The following is a 19,640-nucleotide window of genomic DNA, read 5'->3' as shown; positions in this document are numbered from 1 at the left end:
GCATCGTCACTTGTTCAGGGAGGCCCAGAACTCGTCGAAGCTCAGCAGGCCGTCGCCGTTCGCGTCCTTCGACGCGATCACGGCGTCCGCTATCGGGCCGGTGACGAACGGGTCGCCCATGGCCGCCATGGCCGCCTTGAACTCGTCGGCCGTGACGAACCCGTCACCGTTCACGTCGAACTTGCCGAACGTCGTCCGTGCGCTCTCGATGTCCGCCACTGGGTCCACCCCTTCTTGGTGCTTGTTGACCGGCCCAGGGTAGCGGCCCGCCGGAACCGGGCCCGCCGCGGGTCCCGTTCGAGCGGCAGACAGAAATTCCATTACCGCTCCGAAAAATTCGGAATCTATAGTTCCGGCGAACAATTGTGACACCCCCTTGTCACGCTCCGGGAGCAGCGCATAACGTAACGCCATTGCCGCCACACCAGGAGCGCAGGGCTCCCAGGGACTAGTGGCATAAAGGGCGATCACGCAGATGACGATCACGGTCGATGCATCCTTCGAAGTTCTGCCCTTCACCCGCACCTGCCGCCATATCTGGGAAGACGGCGACCATGTGCTCATCGGGGTCAGCCCCGGGAACAGCTACTTCAGTTCCGAGCGCATCGCCGGCCTCGCCCAGTGGGCCGCGAACCGCTTCGCGCAGGTCGACTTCGTCTACGCCGACCTCCACGTGGACCGGATGTTCGCCGCCTTCGGCTACACCCGGGAGCATGCGGAGAAGCGGGCGGCGAAGGAGATCAAGGCAGTCCGCAGGAGGATCCTCAAAGGCGTTGCGGAATCAGTGTCCCCGCAGGCCGAGATCCGCGTAAGGGCACTTTCCGAGTTCCAGTCGCACCACGTTTACCAGCTCCTGCACCGGCGCGTCCTGCATTTCCTGGAGACCGACGACGAATTCCGAAAGGGCTGCGAGCAGATGGCCCTGCATTTTGTCGGTTCCAAGTTGCCTGAAGGTGAATCCATCACCGACGAGCAGTTGCAGGTCTGTTTCGACTACATGGCGGCCGAGCTGCCGTTCTTCGTGGATACCCCGAGCATCCTCGACGTGCCGTCCTCGGTGGCGGCGTACCACGTCAAGATGCCGCTGACCGACGTCCTCTTCGCGCGCGGCGGGGGCCTGCGCGCGACCCGCAACCAGGCCTACGCCGTCGTCCGGCCCGAGACCGGCACCGTCCACCAGCACGCAGCGACCGAAGGGAACGTCGATGAGCGTCGAGCAGCTTGAGGGCCGGGGGGAGCAGCCGCTCCTCGACTTCCCGCTCTCACGGCGCGGGGACGTCCTGCCCGAGGAGTGCGCCTGGCTGCGCGAGAAGGCGCCGGTCGCCAGGGTCCGGACCCTCACCGGGGACCCGGCCTGGCTGGTGAGCAGCTACGCGCTGGCCAAGCAGGTGCTGGAGGACGAGCGGTTCAGCCTCAAGGACACGGCGAACGCCGGCGTCCCGCGCCAGTACGCGCTGACGATCCCGCCCGAGGTCGTCAACAACATGGGCAACATCAACAGCGCGGGCCTGCGCAACGCCGTGATGAAGGCGCTGAACCCGCGCCAGCCGGGGCTCCAGGAGTGGCTGCGCGCCAAGGCCGGTGAGCTCATCGACGGGATCGTCGCCGAGGGCGGCCCGGCCGACCTGCGGGGCGGGTTCGCCGATCCCTTCTCGGCGGCCCTGCACTGCCAGGTGCTCGGCGTGCCCTTCGAGAACTGGCGCCGGCTGATGTCGGGGCTGGACGTCGCGTTCATGACCGCTCGCGAGCCGTTCGCCGACTCGGCCCTCAACTGGTACAAGGACGTCGGCTACTTCGCCGGGCAGCTGAACGCCCAGCTCGCGCGGGACGCCGAGGAGCGTACGGGGCTCCTCGGAAGGTTCGCCGGGCTGAAGGAGGCGGACCCGGAGTCGGCGCACCTGACCGACGACATGTTCGCCACCGTCGCCGTCTCGCTCTTCGGGGCGGGAGCGGTCTCCACGTCCGCCTTCCTGACCCTCGCGGTCCTCGCGCTGCTGCAGAAGCCCGAGCTCATCGGGTACCTGCGCGAGCACCCCGAGCGCATGGGCGGGGCCGTGGAGGAGCTGCTGCGCTGGAACCTCTCGGTCGGCGACGGCCTGCCGCGCATCGCGATGGCGGACATCCAGGTCGGCGACGTGCTGGTCAAGGAGGGCGAGCTAGTGCTCGTCCTGCTGGAAGGGGCCAACTTCGACCCGGAGGCCTTCGAGAACCCGGACGAGCTGGACCTGGAGCGCGCCGGCAAGAACGCCAACCTCGCGTTCGGCGCCGGCCGGCACTTCTGCCCGGCCTCCGCGCTGGGCCGGGCGCACGCCGAGATCGCCCTGGAGGTGCTGGTCGAGCGGCTGCCCGCGCTGCGGCTGGCGGTTCCGGCGGAGAACCTCGTCTGGCGCACGGGGTTCATCAAGCGCCTGCCGGAGCGGCTGCCCGTCGCCTGGTAGCACCGGACCGGGGTCCCGGGAGTTGTGCGAGCTCCCGGGGCCCCTTCCGTTCCGCGTCCGCTACCGGAAGATGCCGGTGTGGCCGAGCGAGTAGCGGCCGGGCTGCGGGTACACGGCGAGTCCGTGCGGGCCGCCGCCGACCGGGATCCGGGCGAGCTGCTTCCCGGTGACGGTGTCGATGGCGTAGACCTCGGAGTTGTAGCGGCCCGACAGCCACAGCACCTGGCCGTCGGCGGAGACCCCGCCCATGTCGGGGCTGCCGCCGTCGGGCAGTTCCCACTTCTTGGTCAGCTTGTTCTGCGGGAAGTTGAAGACGGAGATGGTGCCTTCGCCCCGGTTGGAGACGTACATCTCCTTGGAGTCGCGGCTCACGTACAGGCCGTGGCAGCCCTTCCCGGTGGGCAGCAGCTTCGGGGTGTCGAACTTCTCTCCGCTGAGCACCCACATGCCGTGCGCCATCATGTCGGCGACGTAGAAGGTCTTGCCGTCCGGGGAGATCTTGACGTCCTGCGGCATGGCGCCCTCGAAGGGGAGCTTCTGCTGCCCGATGACCTCCATCTTCTCGGTGTCGACCTTGAGGAGTTCGCCGGAGAACTCGCAGCTCACGATGAAGTAGCGGCCGTCGGCGGAGAAGTCCGCGTGGTTGACCCCGTAGCAGCTGACCGGGACCGTCTTGACCCGGTCCATGGTGTGGGGGTCGCGGAAGACCAGCTCCTTGTCCATCGAGGCCATGACGACCGCGTACTTGCCGTTGGGCGTGAAGTACAGGTTGTACGGGTCGTGCACCTCGACCGGCTTGCCGGCCTCCCCGGTGGCCGGGTTGATCGGGGTGAGCGTGTGGCCCCGGTTGTTGTTGACCCAGAGGGTCTTCATGTCCCAGGACGGGACCACGTGCTGGGGCTGGACGCCGACCGGGATGGTGTCGATGACCTGGTAGGTCGCCGGGTCGATGACGGACACCGTGTTGGAGTTGGTGTTCGGCACGTAGACGCGGGACGGGAAGTCCTTCACCACCGGGGAGAGCTTGTTCGGCCGGTCCGCCGCGTAGACGTCGTCGGGGTCGAGGACGGGCGGCATGCCGGCCAGGCCGGGCGGGGCCGCGGGTACGGCCTTGGCGGGCTTGGCCGGGCCCTTCGTGCCCATGGCCTCGGCGGGCCCCTTGTCGGCTGATCCGCAGCCGGCCAGGGCGGCGAGGACCAGACCGGCGATCAGCACGGTGGCCTTCCGGGGAAGGCGGATGGTCGTCATGGGGTCAGCAGCTCCGTGGTGGTCACCGCGCGCAGCTTGCGGCGCGCGAGTTCTTCGAGGAGGGGCGGCATCGCGTCGACCGTGTCCGCGTAGCCGAAGTGCAGGCTCACCACCGATCCGCCTTGGATCGTCCCGGTGACGGTGCGGATGACGGCCGCGGCGCCGGGCGAGGTGAAGTCGAGGGAGTCCACGTCGTACGAGAGGACGTGCGGGTACCCGGCCCGCTGGGCCAGTTTCCGGACGAGCGGCGTGGCGTACTGCGTCTGCGAGGGCCGGAACCAGGTGCCGATGGAGCCCGTGAGGCGCTTGATCCGCTGGGCGCAGCCGGTGATCTCGGCGTAGGCCTCCGACTCCGGCAGCTCGTTGATCGCGAGGTGGCGCTGGGTGTGGTTGCCGAGCTCGTGGCCGCCGTCGAGGACCCGGCGGGCCATGTCCGGGTGGGCGTCGAGCCAGCTCCCGATCGCCAGTACGGTCACCCGCGCGCCCGCCTTCTCGGCCTCGGCCAGGACCGACCGGGCGATGGCGGGGTCCCCGTTGCCGTGGAAGGTGAGGGCGACCCGGGGGCGGTCGCGCGGCCCGTGCCCGATCTCGACGGGCTGCCCGGCGAACCGCCGCGGGGAGGCCACGGCGGGGCGGGCCGGCCGGGCCGGCGGTCGGGCCGGACCCGGGGGCGGGGCGGAGGTCGCGGTGGCGGGGCGGTCCGATCCGCAGGCGGCGGTGAGACCGGCCGCCGCCGCGCCGGCCATGCCGAGTGCGGCCGTGCGCAGGGCCGCGCGGCGGCCTGGATGTGAGAGCACCTGCCCATTTAAGGGGTGGATGGCCCGGAAGGTAATGATTGACCCAATTCGGGACGTTCGCCGGAAGAGACCCCAGGAGGCCTCCGTTCGCTATCCGGGCAACGATTTACACGCATCGTTCGATAGTTATTCATCGAATGAGAGGTGAGTGGCCCACCTCACCTAGGATTTAACGCGAAAGTCTTCCGATTTGCACACTTATGTCCGAGTAAGGACTTTTGGCGTTTGAGCCCTCGTCTGCCATAGTCGGATCCACGACTTCCCATTGACCCGAGCGAAGTCGCCACGCCGAGGATCACACCCCCTTCGATCCTCGGCACCTTCATGAAGCCCCCGCAGCGCCCCACCACGGCGAACCGGGGGCTTCAGGCGTTCTGGCGGTCGGCGACCCGCATCTCGAACCAGGTGATCTTGCCGCGGGGCAGCAGGTCGGCGCCCCAGCGGTCGGAGAGCTTGTCGACGAGGAACAGGCCCCGGCCGGTGGTGTCCAGCTCGTGGACCGGCATCAGGCAAGGCAGCCCGCGCGAGGGATCGCGCACCTCGACGCGGATCCAGCCGCGCCGGCGCAGCATGCGTAAGCCGAAGGAGCGGGCCCCGGTGTGCCGGACCGCGTTGCCGACGAGCTCGGAGACCAGCAGGACGGCGTGCTCGGCGGTCTGCGGCGAGAGGCCCCAGAGGCGGATCACCACGCACTGGGTGAGCCGGCGAGCCGTGCTCGCCGACTCCGGCATGGACGGCAGCGTCACTTCAGCCTCGGCGGGATTCCCGTACTTCTCCAGCGCTTTGAGGCCCTGTTCGTCCTCAAGAGCCGCCGTGAGCCGCACGGCCGAAGCGCCACTGCGCTGCCGCGGCTGTTCCACACCCTCCAGGCCCGCCATGCACCCATCATGGACGGCCGCACCGCCCCTCCGGGCCGTTCCACAGGAAAACACCCCCCGGATTCAACGAATCCAAGGGGGTGTCCTGTCATATGCGGGAGGCATGCGGAGGGCCAAGAAACCCGCCCTGACCTGCCGTTACGCACCGCACGGGAGCGATCACCGTGAGTGGATCACCGTTTCTTCTTAAGGTTGCCTTAAGGCCTGGCTAATCCACCCCCAGGGAGGAGCCGTCGAAAACGGGCGGCTCAGACGAACTTCGCCTTGCCCGGGCCCTCTTCGACGAAGCTGCGCATGCCGCGCTCGCGGTCCTCGGTGGCGAACAGCCCCGCGAACCAGTTGCGTTCGATGGTGAGCCCCGTGTCGATGTCGGCCTCCAGGCCCGCGTCCACGCACTCCTTGGCGGCACGCAGCGCGAGCGCCGGACCCTGGGCCAGCTTGGCGGCCCAGGCGTGCGCCTGCTCGTACACCTCGGCGGCGGGCACGACCCGGTCCACCAGGCCCAGCGCGAGCGCCTCGTCGGCCTTGACCATGCGGCCGGTGAAGATGAGGTCCTTGGCCTTGGACGGGCCGACCAGCCGGGAGAGCCGCTGGGTGCCGCCCGCGCCCGGGATCAGGCCGAGCAGGATCTCGGGCTGGCCCAGCTTCGCGTTGTCGGCGGCGATCCGGTAGTCGGCGCACAGCGCAAGCTCGCAACCGCCGCCCAGCGCGTAGCCGGTGACGGCCGCGACGACGGGCTTGGGGATGCGGGCCACCGCGGTGAAGGCGTCCTGCAGGCCGCGGGACCGGGCGACCATCGCCGCGTGGTCCATCACCTGCATCTCCTTGATGTCCGCGCCCGCAGCGAACACCTTCTCGCCGCCGTAGAGGATGACCGCGCGGACGTCCGCCCGGTCGGTGGCCTCCACCGCGAGCTCGCGCAGCCGGTCCTGGGTGGCGATGTCCAGGGCGTTCATGGGCGGCCGGTCCAGGCGGATGGTGCCGACGCCTTCGGAGACTTCGAGAGAGATGGTCATAGCGGCCAGGTTAGCGCCGGTTAACGCGAAGTGGCCCGGTGCTGTGGGTCACAGCACCGGGCCACCGACTACGTACGGGCGGGGCTTACTTGATCCACTCCGCCCAGTCCATGTTCCAGCCGTTGAGGCCGTTGTCCGGGGCGATCTGCTTGTCCTTGGAGTTCTTCACGACGACCACGTCGCCGATCAGGGACTCGTTGAAGAACCAGGCCGCGGGCTGCTTGTCGTCGCCGGCGCCGCGCACGTCCTTCAGGCCGACGCAGCCGTGGCTGACGTTCTCGGAGCCGAAGGTGCTGGAGGAGGCCCAGTAGTTGCCGTGGACGAAGGTGCCCGAGTTCGACAGCCGCATCGCGTGCGGGACGTCGGAGATGTCGTACTCGCCGCCGAAGCCGACGGTCGCGCCGTTCATCCGGGTCACCTTGTACTTCTCGCTGATGACCATCTGCCCGTTGTAGGTGGTCGTCGCCGGGGCTCCCGCGGTGATCGGGAGGTTCTTGATCACCTGGCCGTCGCGGACGACTTCCATGGTCTTCTCGCCCGCGTCGACCGTGGAGACCTGCGAGCGGCCGATCTTGAAGGTGACCGTGCGGGTCTGCTTGCCGTAGACCCCGGGGCGTCCTTCGACTCCGTCGAGGGCGAGCCTCACCGTGACCGTGGTGCCGGCCGCCCAGTACTTCTCGGGGCGGAAGTCGAGGCGGTCGTTGCCGAACCAGTGGCCCTCGACGGGGACGGCCGGCTCGGCCGTGACCGTGATGGCCTTCTCGACGGCCTCGGTGTTGGTGATGCCGCGGGTGAAGTTGATCGACACCGGCATGCCCACGCCGACGGTCGAGCCGTCCTCGGGGGTGTAGTGGCCGATGAAGGTGTTCTGCGGGGTGAGGGTGGTGAACGTGGTGTCCTTGGCCGACTCCCGGCCGGCCTCGTCCTTGGCGACCGCGTGCACCTTGTACTCGGTGGCCGAGGCGAGGTGGCGGACCGGCTCCCAACTCGCGCCGTCCTCGGACAGCTTGCCCTCGACCGCGTTGCCCTTGGTGTCGGCGACGGTCACCGTGGTGAGCTTGCCGCCGGCGCTGGTGATCTTCAGGACGCCGCTGGTGGCGACCTCCTTGGCCCCGTCGTCGGGCTTGACGCTCACGACGGCCTTGGAGGCTTCGGTACCGGTCTTGCCGCCGGTGCCCCCGCCGTTGTCTCCGCCGCTGCCGCTGCCGTTACCGCCGCCGCCTCCGCTGCACGCGGTGGTGAACAGCAGGGCCGCCCCCAGCAGAAGGGCCGGCAGGCCGGTGCGGACGCGGCCGCGAATCGGCTGCAGGTTCACTCGTGTTCTCCCCATGTCCCCCGCGCGCGGGCAGTCGCGCGCTTCTCGACAGGAAATCACACGGGGGGATCACGAAGAGAAACGGTCGTGTCACCGTTCCGTCCCAAGAAGCGGAACCGGCGGCCGGCCGGCCGTGGCCGTAGGTCAGCCGTAGGTCAGCCGTCGGTGCCCGGCTTGGTGCCCCAGACGTAGACGGCGTCGCCCTCGGTGAGCAGGTCCCACAGGCGCTCGGCCTCCGGCTCGGCGAGGTTGACGCAGCCGCCGGAGCCGCCGTGGGCGTAGAGGTAGTCGCCGCGGGCGTGGATGGCCTGGCCCCCGTCGAAGAACTGGGCGTACGGCATGGGGGCGTTGTCGTACAGCGTGGACTTGTGGTCCTTGCTGCGCCAGTAGATCTCGTGCCAGCCGCGCCGCGTCTCGTCCCCGTCCCGGCCGGTGCGGATGGGGACGACGGGGAAGACGATCCGGCTGCCGCGCTGCACCCAGAGCAGCTGCCGGTCCATGTCCACGCAGGTCACCCGGTGATCGCGGACCGGGCAGTCGCCTTCGGCGTTGGGGTTCGGGCGGGCCTGCACGACGAGCAGCATGCGGTACGTGTCCACGCCCGCGTAGCCGTCGGCGGGATCGACCCCGTTCTTCCACTGGAAGGCGCGGATGGCGAGGCAGTCCGCCACGGACTGCGCCCCGTCGACCGGCCGGCGCAGATGGGCCTCCAGCTCCCGCTGGTAGGGGCCGGTGAGCGACCAGCACGCGGTGGTCGGCTCCCGGCCCGCGGCGGGCGCCTGCGCGGGCGCCTCGGCGGACGCCGGCTCCGGCGGCTGCGCCGGGTCGGGGACCTGCGCCGGTTCCGGGGCCGCCGCCTGCGCCGGGTCCGGGACCTGGAGCGGGGCCGGCACCTGGACCAGGCCCGGAGGCCGGGCCGGTTCCGGGGCTGCCTGCGCCGGGTCCGGGGCGGCCGCCGCCTGCGCGGAGCCGGGGACCGCGCCCGTCAGGGCCAGCACGGCGGCGAGAGCGACCGCTCGGGCTGTCACGGCTGTCGTCCGACCTGGGGCCATCCGAGCCTCCTCGGGCCCGCCGGCCGGGCCTCCCTCCCTCCCAGCCAACCCGACCGGGCGGCTGGAGGGCGCTCGGGGATGGGCCTGCGGGGTGAACGCGTCACTCCACCGGCTCAGCGGGCCCGTCTGCCGGGCAGCTTGCCGTAGTAGTCGCGCGCGTGCCGGTGCGTGAAGACGAGCCGGCGGCCCGGGGTCCCGCCGTCCAGGCGCACGGGTCCGGTCACCGGGCGGTCCGGCAGGACGTATCCCTCCGGGCCGTCCCGTTCGACCCGGTAGTACGAGCCGTCGGAGAGCCCGTGGAAGTCGCAGGCGCCGTTGCCGTCGGACGCGCGGCCGGGGCCGCCGGTCTGCTGGTCGGCGGACAGTCCGTGGTCCTGGAGCCCCTTGACGCCGTTGGTCTCCTTCCAGACCTCGAACACCACGCCGCGCAGTGGTCGGCCGGTCTTGGCGTCCTTGTTCAGGATCCGGATCGAGCCGTGGTGCACCGCGCCCTTCCTGCGCTGCGGGACGCCCAGGACGATGCCCTCCGGGAGATCGTCCTGCTCCAGGTCGAAGGGGGTGACCGGGTCCGGGAGCAGCGCGTAGCCGGGGGCGGCGGAGGTCTGCCGCCAGTAGTACGTCTCCCCGACCGGCGGCGCGGCCGTGCAGGTGCCCTTGGCGTCGGTCACGCAGCCGCTGCCGCGCAGCGCGTCGGCGCCCGCGCCGGCGGTCTGCAGCCCGGGCCGCCCGTTGGCCTCCCGCCACAGCTCGAACCGGGCGCCGCGCAGGGGCGCGCCGGTGTCCAGGTCCGTCTGCCGCAGCACCACCCTGGCCGTGTCGGCCGGCGGCGCCGCGGCGAGCACCGCGACGGCGGCGAGGGCGAGCGACCACGCCCTCGCCCTGGGAGTCCTGCGTGCCATGACACTCCGTCCGTAGCCCGGCCGATCCGCTGCCCAGGCTGCGCGGAACCTCGTACGGGAGTGCGGGAGGACACTCGGCCGCTACGGCATTCCGATCACACGAATCACCCGTCCGGGTTCGGGGCGGGCGCACGGCTCACGCGATGGCGGAGCCGGCCACCCAGTCCGCCCAGGACATGTTCCAGCCGCCCAGGCCGTTGTCCGGGGCCACCGTCTTGTCCTGCGAGTTCACGACCTCCACGACGTCCCCGACCAGGGTCCGGTCGAAGAACCAGCCCGCGGGGGTGTCCGAGCCGCCGCCCCGGTCGTCGCGCAGGCCCACGCAGCCGTGGCTCATGTTGCTGGAGCCGAAGGTGTCGGGGCTGAGCCAGTAGTTCCCGTGCAGGAAGGTCCCGGAGGAGGTGAGGCGCATGGCGTGCGGGACGTCGGGGATGTCGTACTCGCCGCCGAAGCCGACGGTCTGGCCGTTCATGCGGGTGACGTCGAACATCTCCATCACCACCATCTTCCCGTTGTAGGTGGTGGTCTTGGGCGCTCCGGCGCTGATCGGCACGGTGGAGAGCAGCTGCCCGCTCCGGCGCACCTCCATGGTGTGCGCGGCCGCGTCCACGGTGGAGATCTGGGAGCGGCCCACGGTGAAGGTGACGGTCTTGTCCTGGATGCCGTACGAGCCGGGCGCGCCCTCGATGTCGCGCAGGTTCAGCTTCACGGTGACCCGGGTGCCGGGCTTCCAGTACTCCTTGGGCCGGAAGTCGAGCCGTTCCTTGCCGAACCAGTGGCCCACGACCTCCACCGCCGGGTCGGAGGTGATGGTGATGGCCCGCTCCACGTCGACCTTGCGCTCGATGGCCCGGTTGAAGTTGAAGGAGACGATCATGCCGGTGCCCACGGTGGAGCGGTTCTCGGGCTTGAAGTAGCCGATGAACCGTTCCTCGGGGACGTAGGTGGTGAAGGTGGTGTGCCGGGCCTGGCGGCGGTCGTGCCCGTCGAGGGCGACGGCGTCGACGGTGTACTTGGCCGCGAGCGCGAGCCGGCCGGCCGCCGGGTCGGGGCTCCAGCTGAGCCCGTCCTCGGCGATGGTGCCGGGGACCTGTTCCTCCTGGGCGTCCTCCACCTTGGTGACCACGACCCGCTCCAGCCGGCCCTCGGGCACGGTGACCATGAGCCGCCCTTCGGCCGGGACCTCCTTGGCGTTGTCCTCGGGGGTGATGCGGATGGCCTCGTCCGGCGAGCGGGGTTTGCCCGGCAGCGCGATCTCGACCGGGGACCGGCCGTCCCCGGTGCATCCGGTCAGGCCGCCGAGGAGGCCCGCCCATGCCGCCACGGCGGCCAAGCCCGCCCCTGCCCGCCTCGTCAGAAGTGTCACGATCCCTCCAACGACCGGGCCCCTCCGGGGGAAACGTGAGCGCGGCGGACGTTCCGGGTACGGCAGTCCGGGCAGAACAGTGTGAAGGACCAGACGGGGGCGGGCCCAGGCCGGGACGCCGGGGCCGGACCCCCGCCGGTACCCAGGAGCCGTGGAGGCGGGCAGTGTCGAGCGCAGCCGAGCAAGAGGCGGTGGAAGCCGTCATGGACGCCGTACCGGCGGTGCGGAGCGGCCCGGCCGCGCCCGTACCGCAGGTCGACGGCGCCGAGATCCATCCGAACGGCCTGGTCAGGGGGCAGGTGTTAAGGGCGTCCGGGCGCCCGGGGCCACCGGTGTGGCCCGGGTCCTCGCATCCGCTGGGGGCCCGGTTCCACCACGGTCCGGACGGGACGGCGGGGACCAACTTCGCGCTGTGGGCACAGGGCGCGGAGGCGGTGGAGGTGTGCCTCTTCGACGCCGAGGGGGCGGAGACGCGGTGCGCGCTCACCGAGCTCACGCACGAGATCTGGCACGGCTTCGTGCCCGGGGTGCGCCCCGGGCAGCGGTACGGGTTCCGGGTGCACGGCCGCTGGGACCCGTGGACGGGCGCCCGGTACAACCCGGCGAAGCTGCTCCTGGACCCGTACGCGCGGGCCGTCGACGGGGACTTCAGGCTGCCGCCGGAGGTGTACGGGCACGTCCGCGACTGGCCGCAGCAGTACATCGCGGACACCGTCCGCGACGACCGCGACTCGGCGCCGTACGTCCCGAAGGGGGTGGTCGTCCACGATGACGACGACTGGGCGGACGACGTCCGGCCCAAGACCCCCTGGGCCGATTCGGTGATCTACGAGCTGCACGTGCGCGGCTTCACGATGCGCCATCCGGGTGTTCCCGAGGAGCTGCGCGGCACGTACGCGGGGCTCGCCCATCCGGCGGCGGTCGAGCACCTGACGCGGCTCGGAGTGACGGCGGTGGAGCTGCTGCCGGTGCACCAGTTCGCGCACGAGGACCACCTGCTGCGGCGCGGCCTGCGCAACTACTGGGGCTACAACTCCATCGGCTACTTCGCCCCGCACGCCGGGTACTCGTCGAGCGGGACGGCCGGCCAGCAGGTCGGGGAGTTCAAGCGGATGGTGCGGGCCCTGCACGCGGCCGGGATCGAGGTCATCCTCGACGTGGTCTACAACCACACGGCGGAGGCGGGCGAGCTGGGTCCGACGCTGTCGCTGCGCGGGATCGACAACCGGGGCTACTACCGGCTCCAGTCCGACCAGCGGCGGTACTCCGACTACACGGGCTGCGGGAACACCCTGCACGCCGGGCGGCCGCACGTGCTGCGGCTGATCACGGACTCCCTGCGCTACTGGGTCACGGAGATGGGGGTGGACGGCTTCCGCTTCGACCTGGCGGCCGCGCTGGCCCGGTCGATGCACGACGTGGACATGCTGTCCCCGTTCCTGGCGGTGATCGCGCAGGACCCGGTGCTGCGGCGGGTGAAGCTGATCGCCGAGCCGTGGGACGTGGGCTCGGGCGGCTACCAGGTGGGCGCGTTCCCGCCGCTGTGGACGGAGTGGAACGACCGCTACCGCGACGCCGTCCGGGACTTCTGGCGGGGCGCGCTGCCCGACGTACGGGATCTGGGGTACCGGCTGTCGGGGTCGAGCGACCTGTACGCGTGGGGCGGGCGACGCCCGTACGCCTCGGTCAACTTCATCACCGCGCACGACGGTTTCACCCTGCGCGACCTGGTGTCGTACGAGCGCAAGCACAACGAGGCGAACGGGGAGGCGGGCCGGGACGGGACCAACGACAACCGCTCGTGGAACTGCGGGGTGGAGGGCGAGCCCCCCGAGGGCGTCGACCCCCGGATCGGCGTGCTGCGCCGGCGCCAGCTGCGCAACCTCCTCACCACCCTGCTGCTGTCCACGGGGGTGCCGATGCTGGTGGCGGGGGACGAGTTCGGGCGCACGCAGGGCGGCAACAACAACGCGTACTGCCAGGACAACGAGACGGGCTGGGTGGACTGGTCGCTGCTGTCGGATCCGGCCTGGCAGTCGCTGTTCGCCCTGGCCTCCCGGCTGATCTCCCTGCGCCACGCCCATCCGGTGCTGCGGCGGCGGGCCTTCTTCTCGGGGCGGCCGCAGGGCGCGGACGGGCTGCGGGACCTGGCCTGGTTCACCCCGGCGGGGGTGGAGATGACGGAGCGGGACTGGTACGCGCCGGCCGCCGCGCTGGGCATGTACCTGTCGGGGCGGGACATCCCGGGCCGGGACGAGCGCGGCCGGCAGGTCACGGACGACAGCTTCCTGGTCCTGCTGCACACCGGGGACCGGCCGCTGGCCTGGGTCCTGCCGGGGGCGCCGTGGGCGGAGCACTACGAGGTGGTCCTGGACACCTCCCGCGAGGACCAGGCCGCTCCCCCGGCCACCCGCCACCGGGGCGGGGAGACGGTGACCGTCCCCGCCCGCGCGGTGCTGCTGCTGCGGGTGGCGACCTGACGGGCTCAGCGCGCGGAGCGCAGCACGCGCAGGAGGAACGCCGGGGTGAGGAGCGACTCGGGGCGGCGGACGAGGCCGACGACCTCGCTGAAGCGGATGTTGACCGTACCGTCGTGCCGGGCGGCGCGGATGACGCGTTCCATGTACCTGTTCAGCAGGTCGGTTCCCGGCGGCTTGGGGCCCGTGGTGCCGGCGTAGGCGAAGTCGCCGCCGACGGCGATGGACCACGGGGCGGCCACCGTGTGGGCGGCGGCGCGGAAGTAGCGGCGGCCGAAGCCGCGGTCCACCGCCCGGTCGAAGCGCTCCGACAGGACGCGGGCGGCGCACAATCCCGCCATGCTCGCGCCGATCACGACAGCCGTCTCCGCCATGCGGCGGGGCTCACCTCGCGTCATGCGGACTCCTACGACGGACCTCCGCTTCACCCGGTCCGATTGTCCCACCGCAGGCCCGGACATTCCCGTCGGCCGCCCCTGCGATGATGTGTTCGACATCGTCACGAGGGGGCTTCCGGATGGGCAGAGTCGGAACCGCGCTGCGAGAGCTGCGCGGGGCGCAGAAGTCGGCGAAGGGGGTGTCGCTCTACTCCCGGTTCGTCAACCGGCCCGTCGGGCGGTACCTGGCAGCCGGGTCGTACGCGCTCGGGCTCACCCCGAACCAGGTGACGCTGATCAGCGCCGCCCTCAGCTTCGCCGCCGTGGCCCTGGTCGCCGTGGCCGCCCCCTCGTGGGGGCTGGGGATCGCCGTCTGGGCCGCCCTCGCCCTCGGCTTCGCCTTCGACTCCGCCGACGGCCAGCTGGCGCGGCTGCGCGGGGGCGGCAGCGCGGCGGGCGAGTGGCTCGACCACGTCGTGGACTGCGCGAAGCTCACCGCTCTGCACAGCTGCGTACTGGTCGCCTTCTACCGCTTCCCCGAGGCGTACGGAACCGGCTCGGCCGGGTGGCTGCTGGTGCCGCTGGGCTTCCAACTCGCCGCGGTGGTCACGTACTTCGGCGGGCTGCTGACCGAGAAGCTCAAGGCCGCGCCGGCTCCGGGCAGCCCCGCCGGGCAGCCGTCGGCGCTGCGCGCGGTGGCCCTGCTGCCCGTGGACTACGGGGTGTTCTGCCTGGTGTTCCTGCTGCTCGGCGGCGGGCGGCTGTTCGCTTGCGCGTACGCGGTGTTCGGCGCGGTCGCCGCGCTGTTCCTGGCGGCGTTCCTCGCGAAGTGGTTCCGGGAGCTCAGCGCAGTTCGGCGGTGAACTGCCCCGGGACCGCGGGGGTTTCGGCGAGCGCGTCCAGGGCCCGGCGCAGCTGGGTGCTGGACGTGTGCACCGTGTACGGGAAGTAGACGACGTCGACGCCGTGCACGGCGAAGTCCTGCTCGAGCTTGTCGCCCTTGGGGGTGCCCCGCCAGTCGTCGCCCTTGAAGATGACGTCGAAGCGGACCTGCTTCCAGGTCTCCACCTTGTCCGGCACGGTCTCGACGAAGGCGGCGTCCACGTACTTGACGCTGCGGACGATCTCCAGCCGCTCGACGAGGGGGATCATCGGCCGCCGCCCCTTGGCGAGTTCGGCCATTTCGTCGGAGACCACTCCGGCCACCAGGTAGTCACACCGGCTGCGGGCGTGCCGAAGGATGTTGAGGTGGCCTATGTGGAAGAGGTCGTAGGCACCCGGCGCGTAACCGACCCGATAGGGCCGCGCGTTCCCCCGCGCGGGCTCGCCAAAGTCCGACATGTCCCGCTCCGTCATCTGTTAGCCCCAGGACCGCGCCCCCCGGCACGGTCGGATCAGCAGACAATAGCGTGCACGTTCCGTACCACGCGGGTGAACGAATAGGGTGGCCTGCGCATCATCCAGGGGTGGAAGGGACGTTCAGTGTCGCGATCCGGCAACCGGCGCCTCCTGCTGGTTTCCACGAATTACGCTCCCGAGCACGCGGGGATCGGGCCGTACGCCACCCAGATCGCGGAGCACTGGGCGGATCTCGGCCACGAGACACACGTGTTGGCGGGCATGCCGCACTACCCGGCCTGGTCGGTCGAGCCGGAGTACAAGGGGGCGCTGCGGCGCACGGAACGGCGCGCGGGGGTCATCGTGCACCGGCGCGCGCACACCGTGCCGCCCCGTCAGACCGCCGTGAAGCGGGCCCTGTTCGAAGGATCGATTCTGCTGCACGGGGCCGTCGCCCCGCCCCGGATGCCGAGACCCGACGCGGTCCTCGCCCAGATGCCCAGCCTGGCCGGCGGGGTGCTCGCCGCCCGGCTCGCGGCCCGCTGGAAGGTCCCGTACGTTCCGGTCGTCCAGGACCTGATGGGCGCCGCCGCCGAGCAGAGCGGGATCAGCGGCGGCGAGAAGGCCGCCGTGATCGCGGGCCGCGCCGAGGCGTACGCCCTCAAGCGGGCCGCGCTCGTCGGCGTCATCCACGAGACCTTCGTGGACCGCGTCGTCGGCATGGGCGTGGACCCGGAGAAGATCCGCCTGGTCCCCAACTGGTCCCACGTGGCGAAGCCGACCAGGCCGCGCGCCGAGACCCGCCACCACCTGGGCTGGGCACCCGGCCAGACCGTCGTCCTGCACTCCGGGAACATGGGGCTCAAGCAGGGGCTCGAAGTCCTCGTGGGCGCCGCCCGCCTGGATCCGGAGGTCCGCTTCGTGCTGATGGGCGACGGCAGCCAGCGGTCGGCGCTCGCCGGCCTCGCGGCCGACGTCCCGAACCTCGACATCATTCCCCCTGCCGCCGACGGCGAGTTCCCCGATATCCTCGCGGCGGCGGACGTGCTCGCGGTCACGCAGCACGCCTCCGTACTGGACATGAGCGTGCCGTCGAAACTCACCTCCTACTTCCAGGCCGGCCGGCCCGTCGTCGCCTCGGTGGCGGCCGAGGGCGGAACGGCCCAGGAAGTGGAACGCTCGGGCGCGGGGGTGCTCGTACCGCCGGAGGACCCCGGGGCCCTGCTGAAGGCCGTACGGATCCTGGCCGAGGACCCCGACGGCGCGGACGCGATGGGAGCGGCCGGACCGCGCCACGTGGCTGCCCACCTGAGCCGCGAAGCGGGCCTGGCCCGGATCGACGCACTGATGGACGAAGCACTTGGGGGGCCCAGGCCGTGATCGAGACGAACCGCCCCGCAGCGGCCCCGGCCGAGGACGAACCCGACCTCCTGCGGGACCAGTTCCGTCAACTCCTGCGCTACCGCCGGCTCATCGGCGCCGGCATCGGGGTCGGGCTGCTGGGCGGCGTCTACCTCGGTGTCTCCACGGCCGACACCTACGTCGCGACCGCCGACGTGGTGCTCCGCGCGCCCACCGACGACCCGTTCAACCCGAGCCTGGCCCCCGACAAGGCGATCAACATCGGCTCCGAGCGCCAGGTCGCGCTCAGCTCCTCCACGGCCGACGAGGCGGCGAAGAAGCTCGGCGTCCCGGCCTCCGGTTTCGCCGCGCTGCGCAGCGGCCTGCAGGTGACCAACCCGCCGCAGACGATGGTGCTCCGCTTCACCTACACCGCCTCCTCGCCGCAGGAGGCCGCCAAGCGGGCCAACGTCATGACGGAGGCGTACCTGCTCAAGCGGCAGGAGTCCCTCGACGCGACACGCGACAAGATGGTCAAGGGCTACCAGGACCAGCGCGACCCGGTCGCCAAGCAGCTCGACGACCTCGTCAGGCAGATCAACTCGATGCCGGCGGGTCCCGCCCGTGACGCGGCCTACTCCTCCAAGACCGACCTGCAGAGCAAGGTCAACACCCTCAACGGCAACATCACCAAGCTCCAGGCCCTCGACATGACCCCGGGCCGGGTCACCAGCGCCGCGACCCCGCCGTCCGGGGCCGACGGCCTCGGCATCGCGATGTCCCTCGCGCTCGGCGCGGCCGTGGGCCTCGCGCTCGGCCTGCTGGCCGCCTGGGTCCGGCTCGTCTTCGACCCGGCGCCGCGCTCCGAGGGCGACGTGGCCCGGGCCCTGCGGGCGCCCGTACTCGGCTACCTGCCGCGGGACAAGACCGGCGGCGGGCCGATCCTCGCGGCCGGCGAGGCCGATCCGCGGCTCGCCGAGGAGTACCGCTCGGTGGCCTTCCGGCTCGCCTACGACGCGCGCTTCGCCGACCGGCGGCGCCTCCTCGTCGTCGCCCCGCGCGGCAGCAGCGAGATCGCCGCCGCGGCGGCCGTGAACCTCGCCGCCTCCTTCGCGGAGACCGGCAAGGACGTACTCCTCATCGAGGCCGACCTGCGCACCCCGGTACTGGCCAGCCAGCTGCCCACCGACGCGGGCGACCGGCCCCGCTGGAGCCGGCCGCAGGGCGGCCCGGCCGCCGGGCAGCGGCCCGCGCAGCACGGGGACACCGAGTGGCCCGACGGGCGCCAACTGGTCGTCGACGCCGGGGAGTCCGGCGCGTTCGACCTGATCCCGGGCCGGCCGGTCCGCAACGTCGCCCGCTCGCTGACCTCCCCGCGCGCCACCCGGCTGATCTCCGAGGCCGACTCCCCCAACTCCACCGTCGTCGTGCTCGCGCCGCCCGTGCTCTCCTACGCCGACGCCCTCGCCCTCGTCGACCGCGTCGACGGGGTCCTGGTCGTCTGCGACCCGCGCGCGGTGCACCGCTCCGACCTGGCCCGGATCCGCGAGCTCATCAGCGGCGCCGGCGGGACCGTGCTGGGCGCGGTGCTGCACGCGCCGCTGCCCGGCGAGAAGCGGGGCCGGAGCAAGGACCGCGGCGGGTCCGCGGTCGCCGAACGCCCCGCGCCCGCCGCGCCGCAGCCGCAGCCGCTCGCGTACGAGGTCGACGAGGTCGACGAGGTCGACGAGGTCGACGAGCAGCACGTCCCGGGCGACGGGACGGACACGGTCGCCCTGCGCACCGTCCGCCCGGGCCGGCGGTGAGCCGGCGCGGCCTCGCGGCGATCGCGTCGGTCCTGGACCAGGCGGCCTCCAGCGCCACGAACATCCTGGTGCTGGTGCTGGCGGCCCGGCTGTCCTCGGCGGCCTCCTTCGCCGACTTCTCCATGGTGTACGTGACCTTCAGCGTGCTCCTCGGACTGAACATGGCCTACGTCGGCCAGAGCCTCGTCCTGGAGAAGGGCGAGGGACTCGGCGCGGTCTGCCGGTCGGCCGCCGGCTTCACCGGGGCCGCGTCGGCCGCCGCGGGCGCGGTGCTCGCGCTGCTGGGCCTCGCGCTGCCCGGGGCCACCGGTCGGGCCTTCCTCGCGCTGGGCCTCGTACTGCCGCTGGTGCTCCTGCAGGACGGGCTGCGGTACTGCTTCTCCGCGCTGCGCACGCCCGAGCGGGCGCTGGCCGCCGACGCACTGCGACTGGTGTGCGTGGTCGCTGCGCTGGCCGGGCAGCCCGACGGGGCTACGGCGGGGCGGCTGGTGCTGGTGTGGGGGGTGTCGGCGCTGCCGGCGCTGGCGCTCGGGCTGTTCCTGCTGCGGCCGTACGTACGGGGCGTGCGCGCGGACCTGCGTCCGTACCTGCGGCGCGGGCACCTGGGGCAGCGGTTCGTGGTCGAGTTCGCGGTGGGCAACGGCGCCGGCCAGCTCGCCGTCCTGGGCCTGGGAGTCCTCGCGACCCCCCTCTCCGTGGGTGCGCTCCGGGGCGCGACCACCCTCTTCGGGCCGCTGAACGTGCTGTTCAACTCCGCGACCGCGTTCGCCCCGCCGGTCCTGGGGCGGCTGCGCGGCAAGCGGGCCACCGTCCGGGTGACGGCCCTGCTCGGCCTGGGGCTGGCCGCGGTCGGCGCGGGCTGGGGCGCCGTGCTGTACGCGCTCCCCGACCGGGCGGGCCGCGCCCTGCTCGGCGACACCTGGTCGGCGGCGTCCGCGCTGCTGCCCGCCACCGGGACCCAGTACGCCGTGATGGGGCTGGGCACCTGCGCGCTGCTCACCCTGCGGGTGCTCGCCCCGAAGGCCACGCTGTCGCTGCAGGTGGTGTACTCCCTGCTGGCGGTGGGGCTGCTGCTGGGCGGCTACGCGCTGTGGGGCGTGGCGGGCGCCGCGTGGGGCCTGGCGGGCGGCTCGGCGGCGAAGGCGACGGCGGGCTGGCTGCGCGTGGGCCGACTCCGAACACCCGCGCCCGAGCTCGCCCCCGCGGCCTAGTCGTTCCTCTCGGGTCGGGCCGGTGTGGTGCCGGTCCGGCCGGGGCCGTGCGCGCGCCAGGGCGTCTCCTCGGGCGTCGAAC

At 72.0% G+C, this 19,640-nt stretch carries 18 protein-coding genes; 7 read left to right on the top strand and 11 right to left on the bottom strand.

Annotated elements, in window-relative coordinates; genetic code table 11:
• Positions 1–6: 6 nt before the first annotated feature.
• Entirely contained in the window at positions 7–219 is a 213-nt protein-coding gene (locus tag AB0O21_RS04355) for an EF-hand domain-containing protein (protein WP_365166016.1), read from the bottom strand.
• A gap of 256 nt (positions 220–475) precedes the next feature.
• Here AB0O21_RS04355 and AB0O21_RS04350 point away from each other — a divergent pair, with 256 nt between their 5' ends.
• Positions 476–1,225 (top strand): tRNA-dependent cyclodipeptide synthase, encoded by a 750-nt coding sequence (locus AB0O21_RS04350; RefSeq protein WP_365166013.1) that lies wholly within the window; start codon positions 476–478, stop codon positions 1,223–1,225.
• Entirely contained in the window at positions 1,206–2,438 is a 1,233-nt protein-coding gene (locus AB0O21_RS04345; protein ID WP_365166010.1) for a cytochrome P450, read from the top strand. Before AB0O21_RS04350 ends, AB0O21_RS04345 begins: the two co-directional genes overlap by 20 nt.
• A gap of 60 nt (positions 2,439–2,498) precedes the next feature.
• On the opposite strand, the gene AB0O21_RS04340 is transcribed toward AB0O21_RS04345, so the two are convergent.
• The 8 genes from AB0O21_RS04340 to AB0O21_RS04305 all read right to left on the bottom strand — a co-directional run bounded on the left by AB0O21_RS04340 (position 2,499) and on the right by AB0O21_RS04305 (position 11,000).
• Complete coding sequence (locus tag AB0O21_RS04340; RefSeq protein WP_365166008.1) at positions 2,499–3,686, bottom strand: YncE family protein; 1,188 nt, start codon at positions 3,684–3,686, stop codon at positions 2,499–2,501.
• On the bottom strand, positions 3,683–4,432 hold the full coding sequence (locus AB0O21_RS04335) for a polysaccharide deacetylase family protein (RefSeq protein WP_365166396.1): 750 nt from the start codon (positions 4,430–4,432) through the stop codon (positions 3,683–3,685). Before AB0O21_RS04335 ends, AB0O21_RS04340 begins: the two co-directional genes overlap by 4 nt.
• Before the next feature lie 416 nt (positions 4,433–4,848).
• Positions 4,849–5,361: an ATP-binding protein gene (locus AB0O21_RS04330; RefSeq protein WP_365166005.1), complete on the bottom strand. Its 513-nt coding sequence runs from the start codon at positions 5,359–5,361 to the stop codon at positions 4,849–4,851.
• A gap of 248 nt (positions 5,362–5,609) precedes the next feature.
• The gene (locus tag AB0O21_RS04325; protein WP_365166003.1) at positions 5,610–6,377 is read right to left on the bottom strand and encodes an enoyl-CoA hydratase-related protein; all 768 of its coding nucleotides are present in this window, start codon (positions 6,375–6,377) and stop codon (positions 5,610–5,612) included.
• 85 nt (positions 6,378–6,462) lie between these two features.
• A complete protein-coding gene (locus AB0O21_RS04320; RefSeq protein WP_365166395.1) occupies positions 6,463–7,686 on the bottom strand; it encodes an Ig-like domain-containing protein in 1,224 nt (407 codons plus the stop codon).
• A 161-nt stretch (positions 7,687–7,847) separates the two neighbouring features.
• Positions 7,848–8,720: a L,D-transpeptidase gene (locus tag AB0O21_RS04315; protein ID WP_365166000.1), complete on the bottom strand. Its 873-nt coding sequence runs from the start codon at positions 8,718–8,720 to the stop codon at positions 7,848–7,850.
• A 137-nt stretch (positions 8,721–8,857) separates the two neighbouring features.
• Positions 8,858–9,643: a SpaA isopeptide-forming pilin-related protein gene (locus AB0O21_RS04310; RefSeq protein ID WP_365165998.1), complete on the bottom strand. Its 786-nt coding sequence runs from the start codon at positions 9,641–9,643 to the stop codon at positions 8,858–8,860.
• 136 nt (positions 9,644–9,779) lie between these two features.
• A complete protein-coding gene (locus tag AB0O21_RS04305; protein WP_365166392.1) occupies positions 9,780–11,000 on the bottom strand; it encodes an Ig-like domain-containing protein in 1,221 nt (406 codons plus the stop codon).
• A gap of 212 nt (positions 11,001–11,212) precedes the next feature.
• Between AB0O21_RS04305 and glgX the strand changes: the two genes are divergently transcribed.
• Entirely contained in the window at positions 11,213–13,489 is a 2,277-nt protein-coding gene (glgX, locus tag AB0O21_RS04300; protein WP_365166390.1) for a glycogen debranching protein GlgX, read from the top strand.
• A gap of 5 nt (positions 13,490–13,494) precedes the next feature.
• Here the strand turns inward: glgX and AB0O21_RS04295 are convergent, their stop codons facing one another.
• Entirely contained in the window at positions 13,495–13,884 is a 390-nt protein-coding gene (locus AB0O21_RS04295; RefSeq protein ID WP_365165995.1) for a hypothetical protein, read from the bottom strand.
• Between the two features lie 119 nt (positions 13,885–14,003).
• Between AB0O21_RS04295 and AB0O21_RS04290 the strand changes: the two genes are divergently transcribed.
• Positions 14,004–14,726, top strand: a complete 723-nt coding sequence (locus tag AB0O21_RS04290; protein ID WP_365165993.1) for a CDP-alcohol phosphatidyltransferase family protein — start codon at positions 14,004–14,006, stop codon at positions 14,724–14,726.
• On the opposite strand, the gene AB0O21_RS04285 is transcribed toward AB0O21_RS04290, so the two are convergent.
• Positions 14,707–15,204 (bottom strand): adenylyltransferase/cytidyltransferase family protein, encoded by a 498-nt coding sequence (locus AB0O21_RS04285; protein WP_365165991.1) that lies wholly within the window; start codon positions 15,202–15,204, stop codon positions 14,707–14,709. The two genes, AB0O21_RS04290 and AB0O21_RS04285, sit on opposite strands and share 20 nt — an antisense overlap.
• Positions 15,205–15,375: 171 nt before the next feature.
• On the opposite strand from AB0O21_RS04285, the gene AB0O21_RS04280 reads away from it, so the two are divergent.
• The 3 genes from AB0O21_RS04280 to AB0O21_RS04270 are packed head-to-tail and all read left to right on the top strand — an operon-like array spanning position 15,376 to position 19,558.
• The gene (locus AB0O21_RS04280; protein WP_365166387.1) at positions 15,376–16,581 is read left to right on the top strand and encodes a glycosyltransferase; all 1,206 of its coding nucleotides are present in this window, start codon (positions 15,376–15,378) and stop codon (positions 16,579–16,581) included.
• Positions 16,578–18,347 carry a lipopolysaccharide biosynthesis protein gene (locus AB0O21_RS04275; protein WP_365165989.1) on the top strand — a complete coding sequence of 590 codons (1,770 nt, stop codon included), beginning with the start codon at positions 16,578–16,580 and terminating at the stop codon, positions 18,345–18,347. Before AB0O21_RS04280 ends, AB0O21_RS04275 begins: the two co-directional genes overlap by 4 nt.
• Positions 18,344–19,558, top strand: coding sequence for a hypothetical protein (locus AB0O21_RS04270; protein WP_365165986.1), 1,215 nt, complete (start codon positions 18,344–18,346; stop codon positions 19,556–19,558). The genes AB0O21_RS04275 and AB0O21_RS04270 overlap by 4 nt, the downstream gene beginning before the upstream one ends.
• The last annotated feature ends 82 nt before the right edge of the window (positions 19,559–19,640 follow it).

The sequence above is a fragment of the Streptomyces sp. NPDC091371 genome, assembly GCF_040684275.1.
Taxonomy (GTDB): domain Bacteria; phylum Actinomycetota; class Actinomycetes; order Streptomycetales; family Streptomycetaceae; genus Streptomyces.
This window is presented reverse-complemented; position numbering and strand designations above follow the sequence as displayed.

Excerpts from the sequence above, each read along its gene's own strand:
- AB0O21_RS04295 (WP_365165995.1), bottom strand. The coding sequence starts at position 13,884 with ATGACGCGAGGTGAGCCCCGCCGCATGGCGGAGACGGCTGTCGTGATC.
- AB0O21_RS04350 (WP_365166013.1), top strand. The coding sequence starts at position 476 with ATGACGATCACGGTCGATGCATCCTTCGAAGTTCTGCCCTTCACCCGC.
- glgX (WP_365166390.1), top strand. The coding sequence starts at position 11,213 with ATGGACGCCGTACCGGCGGTGCGGAGCGGCCCGGCCGCGCCCGTACCG.
- AB0O21_RS04290 (WP_365165993.1), top strand. The coding sequence starts at position 14,004 with ATGGGCAGAGTCGGAACCGCGCTGCGAGAGCTGCGCGGGGCGCAGAAG.
- AB0O21_RS04325 (WP_365166003.1), bottom strand. The coding sequence starts at position 6,377 with ATGACCATCTCTCTCGAAGTCTCCGAAGGCGTCGGCACCATCCGCCTG.
- AB0O21_RS04345 (WP_365166010.1), top strand. The coding sequence starts at position 1,206 with ATGAGCGTCGAGCAGCTTGAGGGCCGGGGGGAGCAGCCGCTCCTCGAC.
- AB0O21_RS04310 (WP_365165998.1), bottom strand. The coding sequence starts at position 9,643 with ATGGCACGCAGGACTCCCAGGGCGAGGGCGTGGTCGCTCGCCCTCGCC.
- AB0O21_RS04285 (WP_365165991.1), bottom strand. The coding sequence starts at position 15,204 with ATGTCGGACTTTGGCGAGCCCGCGCGGGGGAACGCGCGGCCCTATCGG.
- AB0O21_RS04340 (WP_365166008.1), bottom strand. The coding sequence starts at position 3,686 with ATGACGACCATCCGCCTTCCCCGGAAGGCCACCGTGCTGATCGCCGGT.
- AB0O21_RS04335 (WP_365166396.1), bottom strand. The coding sequence starts at position 4,432 with ATGGCCGGCGCGGCGGCGGCCGGTCTCACCGCCGCCTGCGGATCGGAC.
- AB0O21_RS04330 (WP_365166005.1), bottom strand. The coding sequence starts at position 5,361 with ATGGCGGGCCTGGAGGGTGTGGAACAGCCGCGGCAGCGCAGTGGCGCT.